This window comes from Cohnella baijiui (genome assembly GCF_020731285.1).
Lineage (GTDB): Bacteria > Bacillota > Bacilli > Paenibacillales > Paenibacillaceae > Cohnella.
On sequence record NZ_JAJFOW010000017.1, the window covers coordinates 15463 to 33000 of the forward strand.

15 protein-coding genes are annotated in these 17538 nt (G+C 60.4%); 10 read left to right on the forward strand and 5 right to left on the reverse strand.

Features of this window, described 5'->3' with window-relative positions:
* Positions 1–11: 11 nt before the first annotated feature.
* Positions 12–1253 carry an NAD(P)/FAD-dependent oxidoreductase gene (locus LKX83_RS16555; protein WP_227883399.1) on the forward strand — a complete coding sequence of 414 codons (1242 nt, stop codon included), beginning with the start codon at positions 12–14 and terminating at the stop codon, positions 1251–1253.
* 115 nt (positions 1254–1368) lie between these two features.
* On the opposite strand, the gene LKX83_RS16560 is transcribed toward LKX83_RS16555, so the two are convergent.
* On the reverse strand, positions 1369–1671 hold the full coding sequence (locus tag LKX83_RS16560; RefSeq protein WP_227883400.1) for a hypothetical protein: 303 nt from the start codon (positions 1669–1671) through the stop codon (positions 1369–1371).
* Between the two features lie 169 nt (positions 1672–1840).
* On the opposite strand from LKX83_RS16560, the gene LKX83_RS16565 reads away from it, so the two are divergent.
* Entirely contained in the window at positions 1841–3703 is a 1863-nt protein-coding gene (locus LKX83_RS16565; protein WP_227883401.1) for an LTA synthase family protein, read from the forward strand.
* 51 nt (positions 3704–3754) lie between these two features.
* Positions 3755–4423 (forward strand): phosphatase PAP2 family protein, encoded by a 669-nt coding sequence (locus LKX83_RS16570; RefSeq protein ID WP_227883402.1) that lies wholly within the window; start codon positions 3755–3757, stop codon positions 4421–4423.
* A gap of 101 nt (positions 4424–4524) precedes the next feature.
* On the opposite strand, the gene LKX83_RS16575 is transcribed toward LKX83_RS16570, so the two are convergent.
* On the reverse strand, positions 4525–5133 hold the full coding sequence (locus LKX83_RS16575) for a TetR/AcrR family transcriptional regulator (protein WP_227883403.1): 609 nt from the start codon (positions 5131–5133) through the stop codon (positions 4525–4527).
* A gap of 231 nt (positions 5134–5364) precedes the next feature.
* Between LKX83_RS16575 and LKX83_RS16580 the strand changes: the two genes are divergently transcribed.
* Positions 5365–6855, forward strand: a complete 1491-nt coding sequence (locus tag LKX83_RS16580; RefSeq protein WP_227883404.1) for a DHA2 family efflux MFS transporter permease subunit — start codon at positions 5365–5367, stop codon at positions 6853–6855.
* A 453-nt stretch (positions 6856–7308) separates the two neighbouring features.
* Here LKX83_RS16580 and LKX83_RS16585 read toward each other — a convergent pair whose 3' ends face one another.
* Both LKX83_RS16585 and LKX83_RS16590 read right to left on the reverse strand, forming a co-directional pair.
* Positions 7309–8511, reverse strand: coding sequence for an MFS transporter (locus LKX83_RS16585; RefSeq protein WP_227883405.1), 1203 nt, complete (start codon positions 8509–8511; stop codon positions 7309–7311).
* A 73-nt stretch (positions 8512–8584) separates the two neighbouring features.
* A complete protein-coding gene (locus tag LKX83_RS16590) occupies positions 8585–9016 on the reverse strand; it encodes a MerR family transcriptional regulator (protein ID WP_227883406.1) in 432 nt (143 codons plus the stop codon).
* Positions 9017–9210: 194 nt separating this feature from the next.
* On the opposite strand from LKX83_RS16590, the gene LKX83_RS16595 reads away from it, so the two are divergent.
* From LKX83_RS16595 to LKX83_RS16615, 5 genes are all read left to right on the forward strand, one after another.
* The gene (locus LKX83_RS16595; RefSeq protein ID WP_227883407.1) at positions 9211–10269 is read left to right on the forward strand and encodes a LacI family DNA-binding transcriptional regulator; all 1059 of its coding nucleotides are present in this window, start codon (positions 9211–9213) and stop codon (positions 10267–10269) included.
* A gap of 40 nt (positions 10270–10309) precedes the next feature.
* Positions 10310–10765, forward strand: a complete 456-nt coding sequence (locus tag LKX83_RS16600) for a VOC family protein (protein ID WP_227883408.1) — start codon at positions 10310–10312, stop codon at positions 10763–10765.
* A 28-nt stretch (positions 10766–10793) separates the two neighbouring features.
* The gene (locus tag LKX83_RS16605) at positions 10794–11498 is read left to right on the forward strand and encodes an SDR family oxidoreductase (protein ID WP_227883409.1); all 705 of its coding nucleotides are present in this window, start codon (positions 10794–10796) and stop codon (positions 11496–11498) included.
* A gap of 1499 nt (positions 11499–12997) precedes the next feature.
* Positions 12998–16177 carry an efflux RND transporter permease subunit gene (locus LKX83_RS16610; RefSeq protein WP_227883410.1) on the forward strand — a complete coding sequence of 1060 codons (3180 nt, stop codon included), beginning with the start codon at positions 12998–13000 and terminating at the stop codon, positions 16175–16177.
* A gap of 33 nt (positions 16178–16210) precedes the next feature.
* Positions 16211–17107, forward strand: a complete 897-nt coding sequence (locus LKX83_RS16615; protein WP_227883411.1) for a TetR/AcrR family transcriptional regulator — start codon at positions 16211–16213, stop codon at positions 17105–17107.
* On the opposite strand, the gene LKX83_RS16620 is transcribed toward LKX83_RS16615, so the two are convergent.
* Complete coding sequence (locus tag LKX83_RS16620) at positions 17032–17385, reverse strand: hypothetical protein (RefSeq protein WP_370639091.1); 354 nt, start codon at positions 17383–17385, stop codon at positions 17032–17034. The two genes, LKX83_RS16615 and LKX83_RS16620, sit on opposite strands and share 76 nt — an antisense overlap.
* On the opposite strand from LKX83_RS16620, the gene LKX83_RS16625 reads away from it, so the two are divergent.
* Positions 17375–17512: a hypothetical protein gene (locus LKX83_RS16625; protein WP_227883412.1), complete on the forward strand. Its 138-nt coding sequence runs from the start codon at positions 17375–17377 to the stop codon at positions 17510–17512. The genes LKX83_RS16620 and LKX83_RS16625 overlap by 11 nt on opposite strands.
* Positions 17513–17538 lie beyond the last annotated feature (26 nt).

Genomic DNA, 17538 nt, shown 5'->3' on the forward strand with positions numbered 1-17538 from the left:
AGGGGAAAGGAATGAAAAAGGAATACGACGTGATCGTCGTTGGCGCACGGGTAGCCGGTTCCTCGCTGGCTTGCGCCTTGTCGGAGGCGGGATACGAGGTGCTGCTCGCCGATCGGGGGAGCTTCCCGAGCGATACGCTCTCCACGCACAACATGTACGGGAATTCGCTGGCTATGCTAAAGGAAATGGGCGTATACGACCGCTTGAGGGATACCGGGACGCCGGTATTCCGCCGGGCGCGGCTCGACTTCGACGGAGCGGTTCTCGACGGACGCTTTCCCGGAGACGAAGCCGAGTCGGAATGTCTCTGCGTGAAGCGGGTTTACTTCGACGGCATCCTGTTCGATCGGGCGAAGGCCCAGCCGGGCGTCGCGACGCTCGAGGGATTTCGCGTAATCGGGCTGTTGCGGGACGGCGGCCGCGTCGTCGGCGTGACCGGCCGTCACCGGGACGGGACCGCGGCCAGCTACGGCGCGAAACTCGTCGTAGGAGCGGACGGACGCCTCTCCTCCGTCCGTTCCCTCGCGGGCAGCCGCAGGCTGCGCGCCGTTCCGACGGACTTCGCCTCCTATGTGGCCTACGTAGACGGCTTCGCGCAGGAGGGAGAGATCCATGTCGAGTTCTACAAGGCGAAGGACAAATGGGCGATCGCCTTCCCGACGAGCGACGGGCAGTTCGTCATCGGCTTCATGTATCCGCTGGACGACGAGGTCTGGATGCGGCGCTTCGTCGCCGACCCCGAGGCCGGCATCCGCAAGCTCGCCGAGGAGGGCTTCGGACACACGACGTTGCCCGAGCGGCTCCGAAAAGCGCGCATCGGCGGGCCGATCCGCGGGCTGCACGGGTACGACAACGACTGGCACGACGGCATGGGACCCGGCTGGGCGCTCGTTGGCGACGCGCTGACGTTTAAGGACCCGACGATCGGCCAAGGCATGCACGACGCGCTCTTCGGCGCGCGTACGCTTGCCGCGATCCTGGCGGAGCACGGGCGGGATTGGGACGGCAACTGGGAGGAGATGGGGCAAGCTTATCGGCAGATCATGGAAAAGAAGCTGCTGTCCCGCTTCCAGATGGGCTGCCAGTTGACGCGCAACGTGCCGACGCCGCCGGAGACGACGGCCGTTTACCGGATGATCGGCGCGGACGCGCAGGCGACCAGCACGTTTTTCGGGATGTACAATTACAAGCGCGAGCCGGAAGATCTCGAACCCGAGATCCGGCGCCTGCTCGGCGGGCGTACCGCCGGATAACCGCGGCCGGCGATCGCGCGAAGAGGGGCTGTCCTCCAGGTCTAGACGACCTGTAGGGCAGCCCCTCTTGCCATGAGGGAGGCGCGTGCGCGCGAGCTTCAGGTATTTGGGCGGGCTAGGCTTGCTCCCGCAGACCTACGACGTGCACGAGCTGAGGCGTCGACATGACCTTGATCACGTGGTGCGCCTTGTCGTATTCGACTTTGCCGGAGCCGGCTTCGGCGGCCGGGGAAGATCCGAGCACGTAGAAGAGATCGTCGGCGAGCGTGCGGATACAGACATCGCGCTCCGCGGGCTGCAGTTCGTCCCATTCTTCCGCGCTCATCTCGAACGTTTCGTAGCAGTCGGGGATCGTCGCGAGCGCGCCGGACAATTCGTCCAAAATCTTGTCGTAAGGCCTTGTATAGCGGATCGCCATATCGCTCTCACTTCCTTTCGAGTCGTCCTCATTATAACTTATTTAGAGAAACTTAAGGTGTGCCAACGGTGCCAATTGTTTGTATCGCTTTCTTTCGCAGGGCCAAAAGACTATAATGAATACGCTGATTTGAACTGCAAGTTGCAAGATCGTTAGGGGTTGGATTCGGATGACAACAAGAGAACGCGCCTGGAGATGGCTCTCCAAACCGTTCGTTTTTTTTACGATCGTGATGATCTTCAAAATGTATCTGGCGGGTTATGTGATCTTTGAAGGATGGCGCGCCTGGCTCCCGCTGGCGACCGGATTGCCGTCGGTTTGGGTGGTCTTCTCCCTGATCGAGCTGCTGGCGCCGAGGCGCAAGCTAGGCATGTATTTGACGATGAATGCGGTCATGACTTCGGTCTATTTCGCGGTCATTATGTATTACAAATATTTCGGCGTCATCGTCACGTACCACGCGCTGAAGCAGGTGAACCAGGTCACGGAGGTCAAAGGCAGCGTATTTTCGCTCCTGCACCCTTATTTTCTGCTCATCTACACCGACTTCGTCGTCCTGCTTGTTCTGCTGATCGCCAGCCGCAAATTCCGCGCCTGGGGCCGCGCCCTCAAAGTCAGGAGCTCGCGCTCGCTCTTCACCGCGCTCGGCACGCTTTCGCTGGCGGCCTGCATCCTGACGATCTGGCCGTACCGGGACAGCATGAACGAGATTTTGCAGGCGGAGCGGATGGGTATTCTGAATTACGAGGCGTATGCCGCGTTTGCGTCGTCCAAGGACAATCCCGTCGATCCGAAGACCGTTACCCAAGACGCGATCGACCGCCTGAAAGGCGTCCGCGAGCCGGAGGCCACGCCGGTCGGCTGGGGCGTCGCCGCCGGAAAGAATGTCATCATCCTCCAGATGGAGGCGTTCCAGAACTTTCTGATCGGCATGAAGCTGGACGGGCAAGAGATCACGCCGAACATCAACAAGCTGGCGGCGGAGAGCCTCTACTTCGACCATTTCTACCAGCAAGTCGGCCAGGGCAACACGGCGGACGCGGAGTTCGTCGTGAACACTTCGTACTACGTGCCGATGAACGGAGCGGCCTCCCAGGAGTACGGCAACAAGGAATTGCCGAGCATGCCGAAGGTGTTCGCGGCGAACGGATACCAGACCGCCACGTTCCACACGAACGACGTCGTCTTCTGGAACCGCAACGAGATGTACAAGTCGCTCGGCTGGGACACCTACTACGACAAAAAGTTTTTCGGCGACGAGGACACGGTCATGTTCGCCGCCTCGGACGAGGTGCTGTACGACAAGACGGCCGACAAGCTCGCGGAAATGCAGAATGCCGGCAGCCCCTTTTACGTCCAGGTCATCTCGATGTCGGGCCATCACCCGTTTAATCTGCCCGAGCGCAAGTATAAGATGGATTTGCCGGAACGATACGAGGATACGCTGGTGGGCAACTACATCCGCGCCCAGAATTACGCCGATTTCGCGCTCGGACAGTTTATCGAGAAGCTGAAGGCGAATGGCGTCTGGGACAACAGCGTTATCGTGCTATACGGCGACCACCAAGGCTTGCCGATCTACTCGCTGACGAGCCGCGAGAAGGACTTGATGCAGGAGATCTTCGGCCGCGAATACGGGCTGCCCGATATGCTTAACATTCCGCTGCTCGTCCACGTGCCGGGCAATGCGATGGAGCCGAAGGTCATGGACGGCGTGGGCGCGCAATCGGACGTGTTCCCGACCGTCGCCAACCTGGCGGGCATCTCGCTCGCCGATCATCTTCATTTTGGCCAAGATCTGCTCAATCAAACCGATAATTTGCTGCCGCAGCGCTATTATTTACCAACCGGCTCGTTCCAGAACGATACGCAGATGTTCGTTCCGGGCAAGGATTTTACCGATGGCACCTCGCGCGCGCTGCCGGGGTTCGCGGAGGATCCGAAGAGCGCGACTCGACAGCAGTTTGACAATGCGCTGGAGCTGCTTAGCATGTCGGACAGCTACGTTCGCTCGCTGCCGGATCGGCCTTAATCGAAACCGTCGATACGATCCAATGGAAAAGAGAGAAGGAGAGGGGTGGGGATGTTGGAAGCCTGGAAAAACCGCGGCAAGAAAGCGGCGCCGCTGCTCGGCATGCTGATCTTCCCGGTATTGGGCGCGATCTATGCGCTTACGAACAAGGTGGACGACAAAATTTACAACCTGATGACGCCGCTTGATCATGCGATTCCGTTCGTCAAATATTTTGCGCTGCCTTATGCCGTTTGGATCTTTTATATCTACGTGTGCGTCGTTTATTTTTATCGCAAGGATTTGCGGGTGTATTACCGGTCCCTGACGGTGTATACGCTGAGCGCGTTGACGTGCTATCTCGTCTATTCCGTATTTCAGACGACCGTTCCGAGACCGCTGCTGACCGGGAACGATCCGTTCACGCAGCTCGTATCTTATTTGTACCAACGGGATCAGCCCTACAACTGCTTCCCGAGCATTCACTGTTTCTCGAGCTACATGGTATTCCGCCTGCTGGCCGCCAGCAAGTTCCGCACGCGGCTGAATCTCACGCTTGTCGGCTCCATGTCGTTCCTCATCATCCTGTCGACGCTGTTCGTCAAGCAGCACGCGATCATGGACGTCCTCGGCGCCGTGCTGCTCGTGGAAGTCGCGCTCGCCGTCGTCGTGCTTACGGAGCGCCTGTTCGTTCGTCAAGCGGTGGAGAGAGAACGGAGCAGGGGCACGTACGGGGCCTGATCCGTGCAGGAACAACGGCAGGAACAACAAGAAAAGGCTGTCCGCGCATAGGGTGTGAACCTAATGCGGGACGGCCTTTTTGTTTTCCGGCAAGCGGGGGTTCAGGTGGCAAGCAGCTTGCAGTAGTTCGCCTTGATCTGCTCCTTGGTGTAGCCGCGCCCTTCGCGCAGGTGGACGTAGCCGGAAGGATGCAGCGCGCACAGGACGGCATGCGCCTCGATGTTCGTATCGGCGATAGGTGACGGCGTCTCGCCCGCCCCCGCCGATTTCTCGGCCTCCGCTTCGCGGAACAAGGCGGATAGACGCTCCTGGATGAAGGCGTAGCCCGCGGAGCGGAAAAAGGCCGATTCGTCTTCGCAGGCATGGAGGGAATGAACCGGCAGAAGCCACTCGTATTTATCGTCGATAAAGTCGATGAGCAGCTCGATAACGCCTCCGATGCGCTGCCGTGCGGGCAGATGCTTGTTGTCCCGGAGATAATCTTCCAGCCGGTCCATGTATTCGCGTCCCAGGCTCTCCATCAATTCGGCGCAAAGCTCGCCTTTGTGCGCGTAACAGCGATATAGCGTGCCTTGGCCGACGCCCGCGGTTTTGGCGATCTGATGCATGCTGACGGCTTGGACGCCGTGCTGGGCAAACAGCGCTTGGGCGGTTTGCAGGATGAGCCGGCGGTTTTGCGCCGCGTCGCTGCGTTCTCGTCGGACAGCCATGCGATTCCCTCCCGATTTTCTTTGAAATGAGAGCTTGGTTCGTATTGACAACCGGACATCTGTCCGGTAACATCGAAAATATCCGGACAATTGTCCGGTTAAACAAAGGCCAACTTGCGCAAAAGCCCATACAACCATTGTAACGCCGGCTATCGGAGCGGTCAACGGCATGGGGAAAGAGGCGGAGCGGAAGAAAAGGATCGGCCTTTCAAGGGAGAGTGGAGAGTAACCATGTCAGCCAAGGCAACAGCCGCGGGACCCGCAACGTCGATCAAAGGCGTCATTGCGCCGCTGATCGCGATCATCGTCGGGATCTTCATGGTCATCCTGGACGGCACGGCGGTTAACGTCGCGCTGCCGCAATTGATGGTGGAATTCAATCAGACCAGCTTGTCGCTCGTGCAATGGACGGTGACGGGCTACGCGCTGGCCCAGGCGGCGATCATTCCGCTTGCGGGATGGCTGTCCGACCGCTTCGGCGCGAAGCGCGTCTTTTTGATCGCGATCGGCTTGTTCACGATCGGATCGCTCCTGTGCGCGCTCTCGACTTCGGTCGAGATGCTGATCGTCTTTCGTATTTTGCAAGGTTTGGGCGGCGGCGTCGTCAGCCCGATCGCCATGGCGTTTATTTATCGTCTGTCGCCTCCCGGCAAGGTCGGCCAGGTGATGGGCATGATGGGCATTCCAATCCTGCTGGCTCCGGCGCTCGGTCCGGTGTTGGCCGGCTACCTCGTCGACTACGCCAGCTGGGAGTGGATCTTCCTGCTGAACCTGCCGATCGGCATTATCGGCATCGCGCTCGGCATTCGCACGCTGCCGAACATCAGCCGGCAGTCGGTGGCCGCGCTGGATCTGCTCGGCATCGTCCTCGCGCCGATCGCGTTCGCCGCGCTCGTCTACGGCGTCTCCGAAGGCGGCACGTTCAAGAACGGCGAATCCAATTGGACCGCGCCGACGACGTTGGCCGGCATTATCGTCGGCGCGCTGGCGCTCATTCTGTTCGTCGTCGTCGAGCTGAGACGCAAGGACCCGCTTCTGGAGCTGCGCGTCTTCCGCTCGAGCACGTTCAGCCGCGGCATCGTCGTGCAGTGGATTTCGCAGATCGCCCTGTTCGGCACGATGTTCCTCGTTCCGCTGTTCCTGCAGCAGGCGCACGGCTACTCGGCGTTCAAGACGGGCCTCATCATGATCCCGCAAGCGCTGGCGTCGGCCGTCTTCATGCCGATCGGCGGCAGACTGTCCGACCGCTTCGGCGCGCGTCCGCTCGTCCTGGCCGGGATGGTCATCACGACGGTGGCGGCGTATCTGCTGTCCACGATCTCCGGCGACGCGAGCGTGAGCACGTTCCTCCTGCCGCTGGCGCTGCTGGGGGCCGGCATGGGGCTGTTCATGATGCCGCTGAATACGTACCTGATCCAATCGGCGCCGCAAAATCTCGTCGGCCGGGTCACCTCGCTGACGAACGCGGCGCAGCAGGTCATGATGTCGTTCGCGGTCGCGGGCCTAACCACGCTGTCCACGACGCGGATGCAGGATCTGCTCGTTCAACAGCAAAAGCAGGCGCCGGATCTCGGCATCTTCTCCGACGCGTTCGGCTACACGTTCCTCATCCTCACCGGCGTGTCGGTGCTGGGCCTGGTGCTCGGGTTCCTGCTCTCCAAGCCCAAGAATCCGCTGCCCGAAGGCGAAAACGCGGCCGAGATGCATATGATGGTCGGCTGACGGCCGCCTTGCCAACCGGCGCATAACCCGGAAATTGGACGACCCCCACAGGGATACCCTGCGGGGGTCTTTGTTTTCGGAAGTCGGTATGTTGTTGCCGAACTTGCTTTCATAAGCGCAACCGCGCAATCTTTCCTAGATCACTTGCACGAAAGCAACGAAAGCCCTGCCTCTCAGTCGTTCTTGCGGCTCCTGTGGCCGCGCCAGTCTCGAATTCGTGTTTCCTTCCAGCAGCCAGGTAAAAAGGAAATGAATGGGGAATGGGAGCATATTCATCCCGTTGAGAGGAAAAATCAGAGGGTCGCACTTACTACAAATTTTAATGATACACGAATGTTTGCGAACTGTCAATCCTAAAGAAAAGCCGCTAAAGAAAAGCCGCTAAAGAAAAGCCGCTCAGGGAGCTTCATGCTCCCTTGAACGGCATTTGGTCGGAATATCTTGCAGATCGGGTCAATGCCCGCCGCCCGCATCCACGTTCCGCAGCGCCCGGCGTCCCAGCCAGGTGACGGCGATGCCTAGGAACACGATGAGGGCGCCGAAGTAGAAGGGCAGCTGAACGTTGCCCGTCCACTCGTGGAGCTTGTTCGCGAGCCACGGGCCGATGGCGCCGCCGACGAAGCGAACGAAGTTGTACGAAGCCGAGGCGACGGAGCGTTCGACGGGCGCGGCGCCCATGACGACGGTCGTGAGAAGCGTGTTGATGACGCCGAGGAACAGGCCGGCGACGATGACCAGGATGACGAGCGCCGTCTTGGATGCATGCCAGACGCCCATCGCTGCGAGGTCCAGCGCGAAAAGCAGCAGCATGAGGCGCAGGGCGGGGACGGCACCCATCGCCCTCGCGAGCTTCGGCGCGCCGGCGACGGAGGTGATGGCGAGCGCGACGCCCCAGCCGAAGAAGACGTAGCCGAGCTGGTGGATGCCGAGCTCCATGACGAGCGGCGTGTAGGCGAGCAGGGTGAAGAAGCCGAAATTATAGAACAGGGCGACGATCCCGAGCGTCAGCAGCCCCGGATACCGGAGCGCCTTGAACGGGTCGGCGATGGAGATGCGGACTTTGGGCTTCGGGATCTTGGGCAGCAGGACGAGAATGGCAACGAACGCGAAGGCCATCAGCACGCTGACGCCGAAGAACGGCCCGCGCCAGGAGATGGAGCCGAGCTCGCCGCCGAGCAGCGGTCCGACCGAGATGCCGAGACCGAGCGCCGCCTCGTAGAGGATGATGGCTTTGGCGGTGCCGCCGGTGGACAGGCCGACGATGGCCGTCAGCGCGGTGGCGATGAACAGGGCGTTGCCGAGCCCCCAGCCGCCGCGGAAGCCGACGATCTGCCAAACGGTGTCCGACATCCCGGCAAACGCGGAGAACGCGATGTTGAAGGCAATGCCGACGATCATCGTCCACTTCGGGCCGATGCGGCTGCTGATAAAGCCGGTGATGAGCATCATGAGGCCGGTGACGAGCGTGTAGCTGGAGAAGAGCAGGGATACCTGGCTTCCCGTAGCGTTCAGCTGCTTGCTGATCGCCGGCAGGATCGGATCGACGAGCCCCATGCCCATGAATGAGATGACGCAGGCGAAGGCGACCGCCCAGACCGCTTTGGGCTGGTTGAACAAGCCGCCTTCGCCGGGTAAACGTTCGGATGTTGATTTCATGTGATCGTTAAGCCTCCCGTAGATCTTAAAGGATAGAAATGGTAAACGATGCGAATCAAATGCGTTCGGACGCTCAGGCGTCCTCCAATTGGACCAGGCGCTTGCGAATCCGTTCCCGGATGCCGCGCAGCTCCGCCTGCAGTTCCCGGATGCCCTCCATCTTGCGCTCGGTCAGCGCCAGGTGCTCGGCGATCAGGCGATCCACCTCGGTCAGCTTCGTCCGAACCTCGGCTTCGGCGCCGGGAGGGGGAGGAGACTTGCGGTAGGCTTCGAGCTCGTCGCGCATGGCGAGGTGCTGCTGCAGCTCTTGCAGCGAGAAGCCGAGCACCTCTCGGGCGTTCAGCATTTTGTTCAGCCGGTCGATATGCGCTTGGGTGTACAAACGGATGCCGCCTTCGCTCCGTTCGGGAGGCGGGATGAGCCCGATCTCTTCGTAATAGCGGACCGTCCGCTTCGTCAATCCGCATGCCCGGGCGACTTCTTCGATTTTCATCAGACGTTCCAATCGATCACCCCCGTTGTTTTTCTGCACACGGGCCATTATATTCCTAACCTAACCTTTACGTCAACGTTAAGTTTAGGAAGGAACGACATGGAAGAAGGGGCGCGATTCGGGGAAACGGCGGGGGATTGACGCTCCCGTCCGCAGACGGTAAGATAGCTTGTGAACGCGTGTTTATAAAGCGAGGATGAAGACCCGTGAAAAAGCCGGAGATCAACTCCGTAGAAATCGCCCGCCTGGCCGGCGTGTCCCGCAGCACGGTCAGCCGCGTCATCAACAACTATGCCAACGTGCCTCCGGACACCCGCGCCAAGGTGATGAAGGTGATCGATCAGTACAACTACGTGCCGAACCTGTCCGCGCAGGTGCTGGCCGGGAAGCGGACGCGTACGATCGGCTTGTTCATGATCGAAACCGGTCCCGTGTCCCGCGACATGCTGTCGAACATGCTGCTCGCCAGCATCATCGAGAACGCGTCGGCCTACGGCTACTATGTGCTGACCTACATCCTGCGGGGGACCGAGGATGCCGAAGCGGTCCGCAGCGTGAAGGATATTTTTTATCAGCGGCGCATCGACGGCGGCATCTTCATCGGGGCCGCCAACCGGGAGCCGTTCATCGAGCACCTTATCGCGGAAGGCTTTACCGTCGGCATCGTCGATCAGGAGCTGCCCCGCGACGTGGAGCCCAACCGGATCGTCGTGAACTTTGACAACGACCGGGGCATGATGATGGCCGTCGGCCACCTTTACGAGCTGAACCATCGGGACATCGGCATCGTGAACGGGGACATGAAGCGGTTCTCGGGCCCGAACAAGTACGAGGGCTTCGAGGCCGCCATGCGCCACTACGGCCTGCCGATCCGGGAGCGATGGGTGCTGCCGGGCGGGTTCTCGGAGGAGAGCGGATACGAGGCGCTGCGCGCATGCCTGCAGTCGGGAAAACCGCTGCCGACGGCGATGATCATGGCGAACGACAGCGTCGCCTTCGGGGCAATCCGGGCGCTGCAGGAGGCCGGCCTCTCCGTGCCGGACGACCTGTCGGTCATCGGCTTCGACGACCATGCGCTCAGCGCCCGATTCACGCCGGCGCTCACGACGGTGAAGGTGGACTTCGCGGAGATGATGCGGCAGCTCACCGCATTCGTCGTCCGCCGCATCGAGAACGAAGGAGAGAGCGAGCCCGTCCGCTATTGGGTCCACTCCCATCTGATCGAGCGGGACTCGTGCAAGCGCCTGCCGGACAGCGTCGGCTAACGATTTTACTCTCAATTGACCCTAAAGGAGCCCGAGTTCCATGGAGAAAAACGTGCTGGGCAACAACGTCATTACGCAAATCGGTCTGCTGGTGCGCGACATCGAGAAAACGTCGCAGGCATACGCCGATTTCTTCGGCGTCGACAAGCCGCAGTGGTTCTGGACGGGCGCCGCGGACGTCGCGCGGACCGAGTACCGCGGCGCGCCTTCGGAAGCGCGGGCGAAGCTGGCTTTCTTCGATATGGGTTCCCTGCAGTTGGAGCTCATCGAGCCCGACGACCAGCCGAGCACCTGGCGCGAGTCGCTCGACCGCGACGGGGAGGGCTTCCACCATATCGCGTTCGTCATCGACGGGATGCAGGAAAAGGTGGCGGCGCTTGGCCGTCAAGGCATGCCGCTGCAGCAAAAGGGCGAGTACACCGGCGGAAGATATGCCTACGTTGATACGATGAAGGAATTGAAGGTGCTGATCGAGCTGCTGGAGAACGACCGCTGATCGAAGATACGCGGGGAGGAGATTTTCGATGAACTTGCTCGTTACCGGAGCCGCCAGAGGGCTCGGATTGGAATTGACCAAGCAGGCGGCCGCTCGCGGACACACCGTCGCCGCCTGCGTTCGGGAGGCCGGAGCGGCTTCCGCGCTGGGGGAGGCGGCGCTGCAGTATCCCGGCCGGATCCGCGTCGAGACGCTCGACATCGTCTCCGAGACGGATGCGGAGCGGCTGGCCGCCAAGCTGAAGGCAGAGGGCTTCGTGCTGGACGGCATCGTCAACAACGCCGGCGTGCTGCTGGGCCGCAACGGCGGAATCGCTTCGCTGTCGATGGCGGACGTGCGCCGGACGTTCGAAGTGAATCTGTATGGCCCGCTCATCGTGGCCAAGCATCTGACGCCGCTCCTGCGGGAGAGCGAGTCGGGCGCGGAGATCGTCGTCAACATTTCCTCGGAGGCGGGGAGCTTCTCAGGCGCCTACGGTGGCGACTACCCGTACGCGCTCTCCAAGATGGCGCTGAACATGTTTTCCAAGCAGTTGAGCGAGGAGCTCAAACCGCGCGGCATCCGCGCGCTCGCCGTGCATCCGGGCTGGATCCGCACGGATATGGGCGGTCCGGCGGCGCCGCTGTCGCCGGAGGAGAGCGCGGCCGGCATCCTGAACCTCGTCGAAGGAACGACGAGGGTGCCCGCGGAGACGTTTTTCGTCGACTACGCGGGCCGGCCGATGCCGCTCTGAGCGAAACCGGCGCGTCGAGGTTGAAGGTGTTGTAAGGCGAAATGGGCGCGCGGAGGCTGAAGGTTGTGCGAGGCGAAACGGCGCGTCGTGGCCGAGGGTGCTGTGAAGCGGAAAAACGTTCGCTAAGCGGGCAGAACGCTGCGTTCCTCGCGGCGGAGGTCCGATCCATGGGCAAACGTTGACTGAGCGCGGACTTGTACATTCTATTGGTGCCAGGACAGGACGGCTGCCGCGAGGCGGTCGTTCTTTTTGTATACGAAAACCCCCAGTTCGACTGGGGGTTCGGGGAAGCTTATAGCTATGAGCAGTCATCCTTTGAACGCCATGATGATCGCCTGAAATTCAAATGGATTCGATGATTAGAATACAATTGGCCCCCCAGGGCGATAAATGACCGATTGTAATCGATTTTTAGCATACAATGCGCACCTCAAGGGGCTAGATGACGAAATGTATTCGATTTATCGTGTACAATCGCAAACAGCGAAAAGAAGATAAGAAGTCTGATCCACTCACGTTGAAAGATCTGTTCGATCCGTTTAGGGTGAGTCGGTGAAAAAAAGGGTGTGTAAAGAGGGCGTGTAAAGAGGCCCCTTTTCAGGGGCTAGCCCAAGGCAACGCGCGGTTGGCAGATCTTCAAGTAGCGCTTAGAGGCGCTTGCTTGTAACATGCCATTATAGGGCTGATGGAAGCCACAGGCTAAGCAAGTGGTTATGACTAGTCATACAGAATGTATAAGTTTTACGGGTCAGCCTAAGAAACCGGTGCTTGACCAACGGATTGGCCTCGAACGAGTGGCCTGTTTGGATCATTGCCATGCTAACGGTTGTAGTAGTGCCTAATCGACCCCAAAAACGGAGGTTTGCTTTCTAACGGTTATATGCGCGCTTATTTGGACGAAACAGCCCCTCTGGCTACGAAAAAACGGGAAATAGGCTCGCTGGCAACCGCTACATTTTGCAAACCCCATTTTTCATCTAAATAGCGTCGTTCACAACCGTTAGAATTTTCGCCCGCTTTTACGCACGCACTCCCATCTTCTTCTCTGATCAAGCACCGATTTCGGTTTTGAGCCAGGTTTACCCCTATCCATTTCTGTCTGACCTCCGATAAAAAAGTGTCGCCGTCCGGGAAGACGGCGACACATTTTTACTTGTGCCGACGGTCAGGGGAGACAGCCGCAACCCGAATTTTTCGGGTTAACCGGGTACGCTCGCAAGTTGGGGAATGGCGAAAGGGGGGCGAGCGAGGCAAAATGCACATCTTAAGTCAAATGAAGCCTGGCAGGCGGAATCGAACGAGTCGACCGGCCGGTCAAATAAAAGTTGAAACCACAAACCGTTGGCGCCGTAGAAGGGAAGGTAGCCGGAGATCGAAACGTACATCAAATAGACATTTGACTTTCGACCGGGCGTTCGATACGATGGCAGCGAATAAGCGAGTACCGTGCATGGATCTCCCGATGGGCGGGCAGGGAAAAAGAGAGAAGGAGTGGAATCATGAGAAGCATCATCAAGTTTTCGCTGAACAACAAGTTTGCGCTATGGATGATCACGATCATCGTCCTGGTGGCCGGATTGTATTCCGGGATGAACATGAAGCAGGAAAGCCTGCCGAATCTGTCGCTTCCCTACCTCAGCGTGACGACCGTCGTGCCGGGCGCCTCCCCGAACGGCATCGTCGAACAGGTGACGGCTCCGATGGAGCAGCGACTCAAAAACGTAGAAGGCATCAAAAACATCACATCCACGTCGATGTCCAACGTCTCCAACATCATGCTCGAATTCGACTTCGGGCAAAACATGGACAAGGCCACGACGGGCGTGCGCGAGGCGATCGACAGCGTCAAGCTGCCCGATACCGCGCAGTCTCCTTCCATCTCCAAATTCTCCATCAATACGTTCCCCGTCATTTCGCTTAGCGTCTCGGGCGACGGCAGCCTCGAAGATTTGACGAAGACCGTCACGGACGAAGTCCAGCCGGCGCTCGAAGGCTTGGATGGCGTCGCATCGGTGCAGATCGCGGGCCAATTCGTCAAAGAAGTCAAGCTGACCTTCGATCACGCGAAGCTTGCCCAATACGGCCTGACCGAAGATACGGTCAAGCAAATGATCCAGGGCTCGGCCGTAAATGTGCCGCTTGGCATTTTCACGATGGGCAAGACCGAGAAGTCTCTCGTCGTAGACGGACGCATCGCAACGCTCGACGACCTGAAGAACCTGGAAATCCCGGCCATCCCGGCGGGAGCCGGAGCGGGAACGGGCGGCGCCGGAGCAGGCGCGCCTGGCATGGGAGCTGGCGGTGCCGGACAAGCCGGTGCGGGCGCACCGGGAGCAGGCCAAGCCGGCGCCGGCACGACGACGGGCGCCGGAGCGACTGCGGGCATCCCGACGGTCAAGCTGAGCGAGCTGGCCACGGTGGAACTCGTCGGCCAAGCGGAATCCATCTCGCGCACGAACGGCAAGGAATCGATCGGCATCCAGATCGTCAAAGCCAACGACGCGAACACGGTCGACGTCGTCAACGCCGTAAAGCATGAAGCCGACAAGCTGAAGGAAAAGCATGGAAACATCAGCATGACGGTGCTGCTCGACCAGGGCAAGCCGATCGAGAAGTCCGTCGAGACGATGCTGAGCAAAGCATTGTTCGGCGCCCTGTTCGCCGTCATCATCATTCTGCTGTTCCTGCGGAACCTGCGGACGACGCTCATTTCGATCCTGTCGATCCCGCTGTCCCTCATCATCGGCGTGCTGCTGCTGCAGCAATTCGATATTACGCTGAACATCATGACGCTCGGCGCGATGACCGTCGCGATCGGCCGCGTCGTCGACGACTCCATCGTCGTCATCGAGAACATCTACCGACGCATGTCCCTGTCCGGCGAGAAGCTGAAGGGCAAGGAGCTCGTCCGCGAAGCGACGCGCGAAATGTTCATGCCGATCATGTCGTCCACGATCGTCACGATCGCCGTATTCCTGCCGCTCGGCACCGTCAGCGGCATGGTCGGCCAGCTGTTCCTGCCGTTCGCGCTGACGATCGTCTTCTCGCTGCTTGCCTCGCTGCTCGTTGCGATTACGATCGTGCCGATGCTGGCGCATACGCTGTTCCGCAACGGTGTGAAGCCGGGCAAAGCCCAAGCCCACGACGACAATCCGGGCCGCCTGGGCATGGCATACCGCCGCTTGCTGTCTTCCGCGCTGCGTCACAAGGTGATTACGGTGCTCATCGCGGTCGCGCTGCTCGTAGCGAGCCTCTTCCTCATCCCGTTCATCGGGGCGAGCTTCCTGCCGGCCCAGGAAGAGAAATACACGATGATCACGTACTCGCCGGAGCCCGGCGCGCTGATCTCGGACGTCGAGCAGCGGGCGCTGAAGGCCGAAGAGTACCTGCTGAAGCAGCCTGACCTGGCCAACCTGCAATACTCCGTCGGCGGCAGCAATCCGATGTCGCCCGGCCCGTCCAAGTCCGGCTTGTTCTACCTGCAGTTCAAGGATGAAACGAAGGACTTCTCGGACAAAAAGACCGCGATCGTGGACGAGCTCAAAAAGCTCGTGCCGGAAGGCGAATGGTCGGAGATGGACTTCTCCGGCGGCGTCGGCGGCAGCAAGTTCAGCCTGAGCATTTACGGCGACTCCCTGGATGAGATCCAACCGGTTGCCGAGAAGGTCGCCGACCTCATGAAGCAGGAAAGCACGTTCACGAAGGTCGACACCAGCCTGTCCAAGACGTACGACCAATATACGCTCGTGGCCGACCAGGCCAAGTTGAGCCAGTATGGCCTGACGGCCGGGCAGCTCGCGATGAAGCTCATGCCGGCCCGCCAGGCGTCGGCGCTGACCTCGATCCATCAAGACGGCAAATCGTATGATGTCTTCGTCACCGTGGAAGGCACCGAGTACGGCAGCATCGAGGACATCAAGAATACGAAGCTGCAATCTCCGCTCGGCATCGAAGTGCCGATCAAGGACGTCGCTACCGTCGAGGAAGGCAAAGCGCCGAACTCGATCGCCCGCGAGAACAACCGGATGGTCGTCACCGTCAGCGGCGAGATTACGTCTTCCAACGTCGCGAAAGCCTCGTCCGACCTTCAAGCCAAGGTCGACAAGCTGGAGAAGCCGTCCAGCGTCGAGATCCGATACGGCGGCGTTACGGAGCAGATCAACGAGACGTTCACGCAGCTGGGACTCGCAATGCTCGCCGCGATCGCGATCGTTTACCTGGTGCTCGTGCTGACATTCGGCGGCGGACTCGCACCGTTTGCGATCATGTTCTCGCTGCCGTTCGCGATCATCGGCGGCCTGGTGGCCCTGTGGCTGACAGGTGAAACGCTCAGCGTGTCGGCGCTCATGGGTGCGCTCATGCTGATCGGGATCGTCGTCACCAATGCGATCGTCCTCATCGACCGCGTCATTCACAAGGAGAAGGAAGGTCTGTCGACCCGCGACGCGATCATCGAGGCGGCCGGCACGCGCCTGCGCCCGATCCTCATGACGGCGCTCGCGACGATTGGCGCGCTGCTGCCGCTCGCCTTCGGCTTCGAGAGCGCGGGCATCATTTCCAAAGGCCTGGGCGTCACCGTTATCGGCGGCCTCGTCAGCTCCACGCTGCTGACGCTGCTCATCGTTCCGATCGCTTATGAAGTGCTGATGAAGCTTCGCCGCAAGCCGAAGCCCGAGTAAGTCGGGCGAACGGGGAGAGGAGAGAGACCGGCGTTGAGCGACAAGAAGGTACAGATCATCGAAGCAGCCATGCGCTGCTTCGCCCGCAAGGGGTTCCACGCCACGTCCATTCAGGAGATCGTAGACGAATTGGGCATGGCGAAGGGATCCATCTACTTCTACTTCAAGTCCAAGGAGGAGCTGCTCCTCTCGGTATTCTGGCACTACGCCGAGAAAATGATGGCGGGGATGTCGGTGCTGCCGGAGGAGCGGCAGCTCCCGCCGCGGGAGCAATTCCGCCTCCAGCTCAAACGCCGGCTCGACTTTTTCAGGGACAACCGCGAATTGCTGCTGATGCTGATGCGGGAGCCATATCCGAAGGCCAAGCAGGAAGAGACGTTAAAGCTCATCCTCGGCATTCGGGCCCGGACGCTGAAGTGGAAGCAGCATCACATCTCCGCGATCTACGGCCCAAGCGCCGAGCCTTACGCCTGGGAAGCGGCGGGGCTGCTCAGCGGCATGTTTAACGAGTTGATGCACGCCTACATGATCGGGCAGCCGCCGTTCGACGGCGACCGGATGATCGAATATCTGCTGCAGCGCCTCGACGACCTCATGGAGGGGCTCATCCGGCGCGGAGACGCTCCGCTCATCTCCCCGGGAGCGGCCGAGCTCGCACTGGGCGAGCTGCAGACCACGGACGCCGAGCAGGAAATCCGCCAGCTCATCCGCGGGCTGGTACGGCTTGCGGAGCAGACGAGGGACAAGGAGGCAAGCGCGGAACGGCGGTCGGAAATGATCGGCGTCGCCTCCCGGCTAGAGGACGAACTGTCCGAGTCGATCCCCGATCGCTACATCATTCGGGGCATGCTTGCCTACATGAAGGAGCTGGCGATTCCCGCCTGGCGGGAGCCTCTGGATATTCTGGTCAAGAAGCTGTATCCGCAATAAAAAGAAAACAGGCTGCCCCCGAAACGGCATGAATGCCGGGAAGGGGCAGCCTGTCTGCACATAAAGGTCCATACTAGCGTGTAAGCCATCGGTCGGTCGAGATTTGGAACCGACAAACAAGGCAATGGAGGTGCATAGGCCGCCATGTTCGGGCGATCGCGCACGACGTCCTCCACGGCCGCGCGCAGGGCGTGCGAGCCGCCGTTGCGGGCCGCGTGGACGAACGTCACCTGACGCGGCGTCTCGTCTTCGGCCAGCGCGTTTAACATGCCGACCATCGGCGTGAGCCCGACGCCGGCGCTCAGCAGGATGACGGGCCGCGGGTCCGTCCGATCCAGGGTGAAGTCGCCGGTGGGCGGAGACGGACAGGATCGACCCTTCTTGGACCTGTTCGTGACCGTGTGATCGCGGTCACGCGGATTCGCAACATT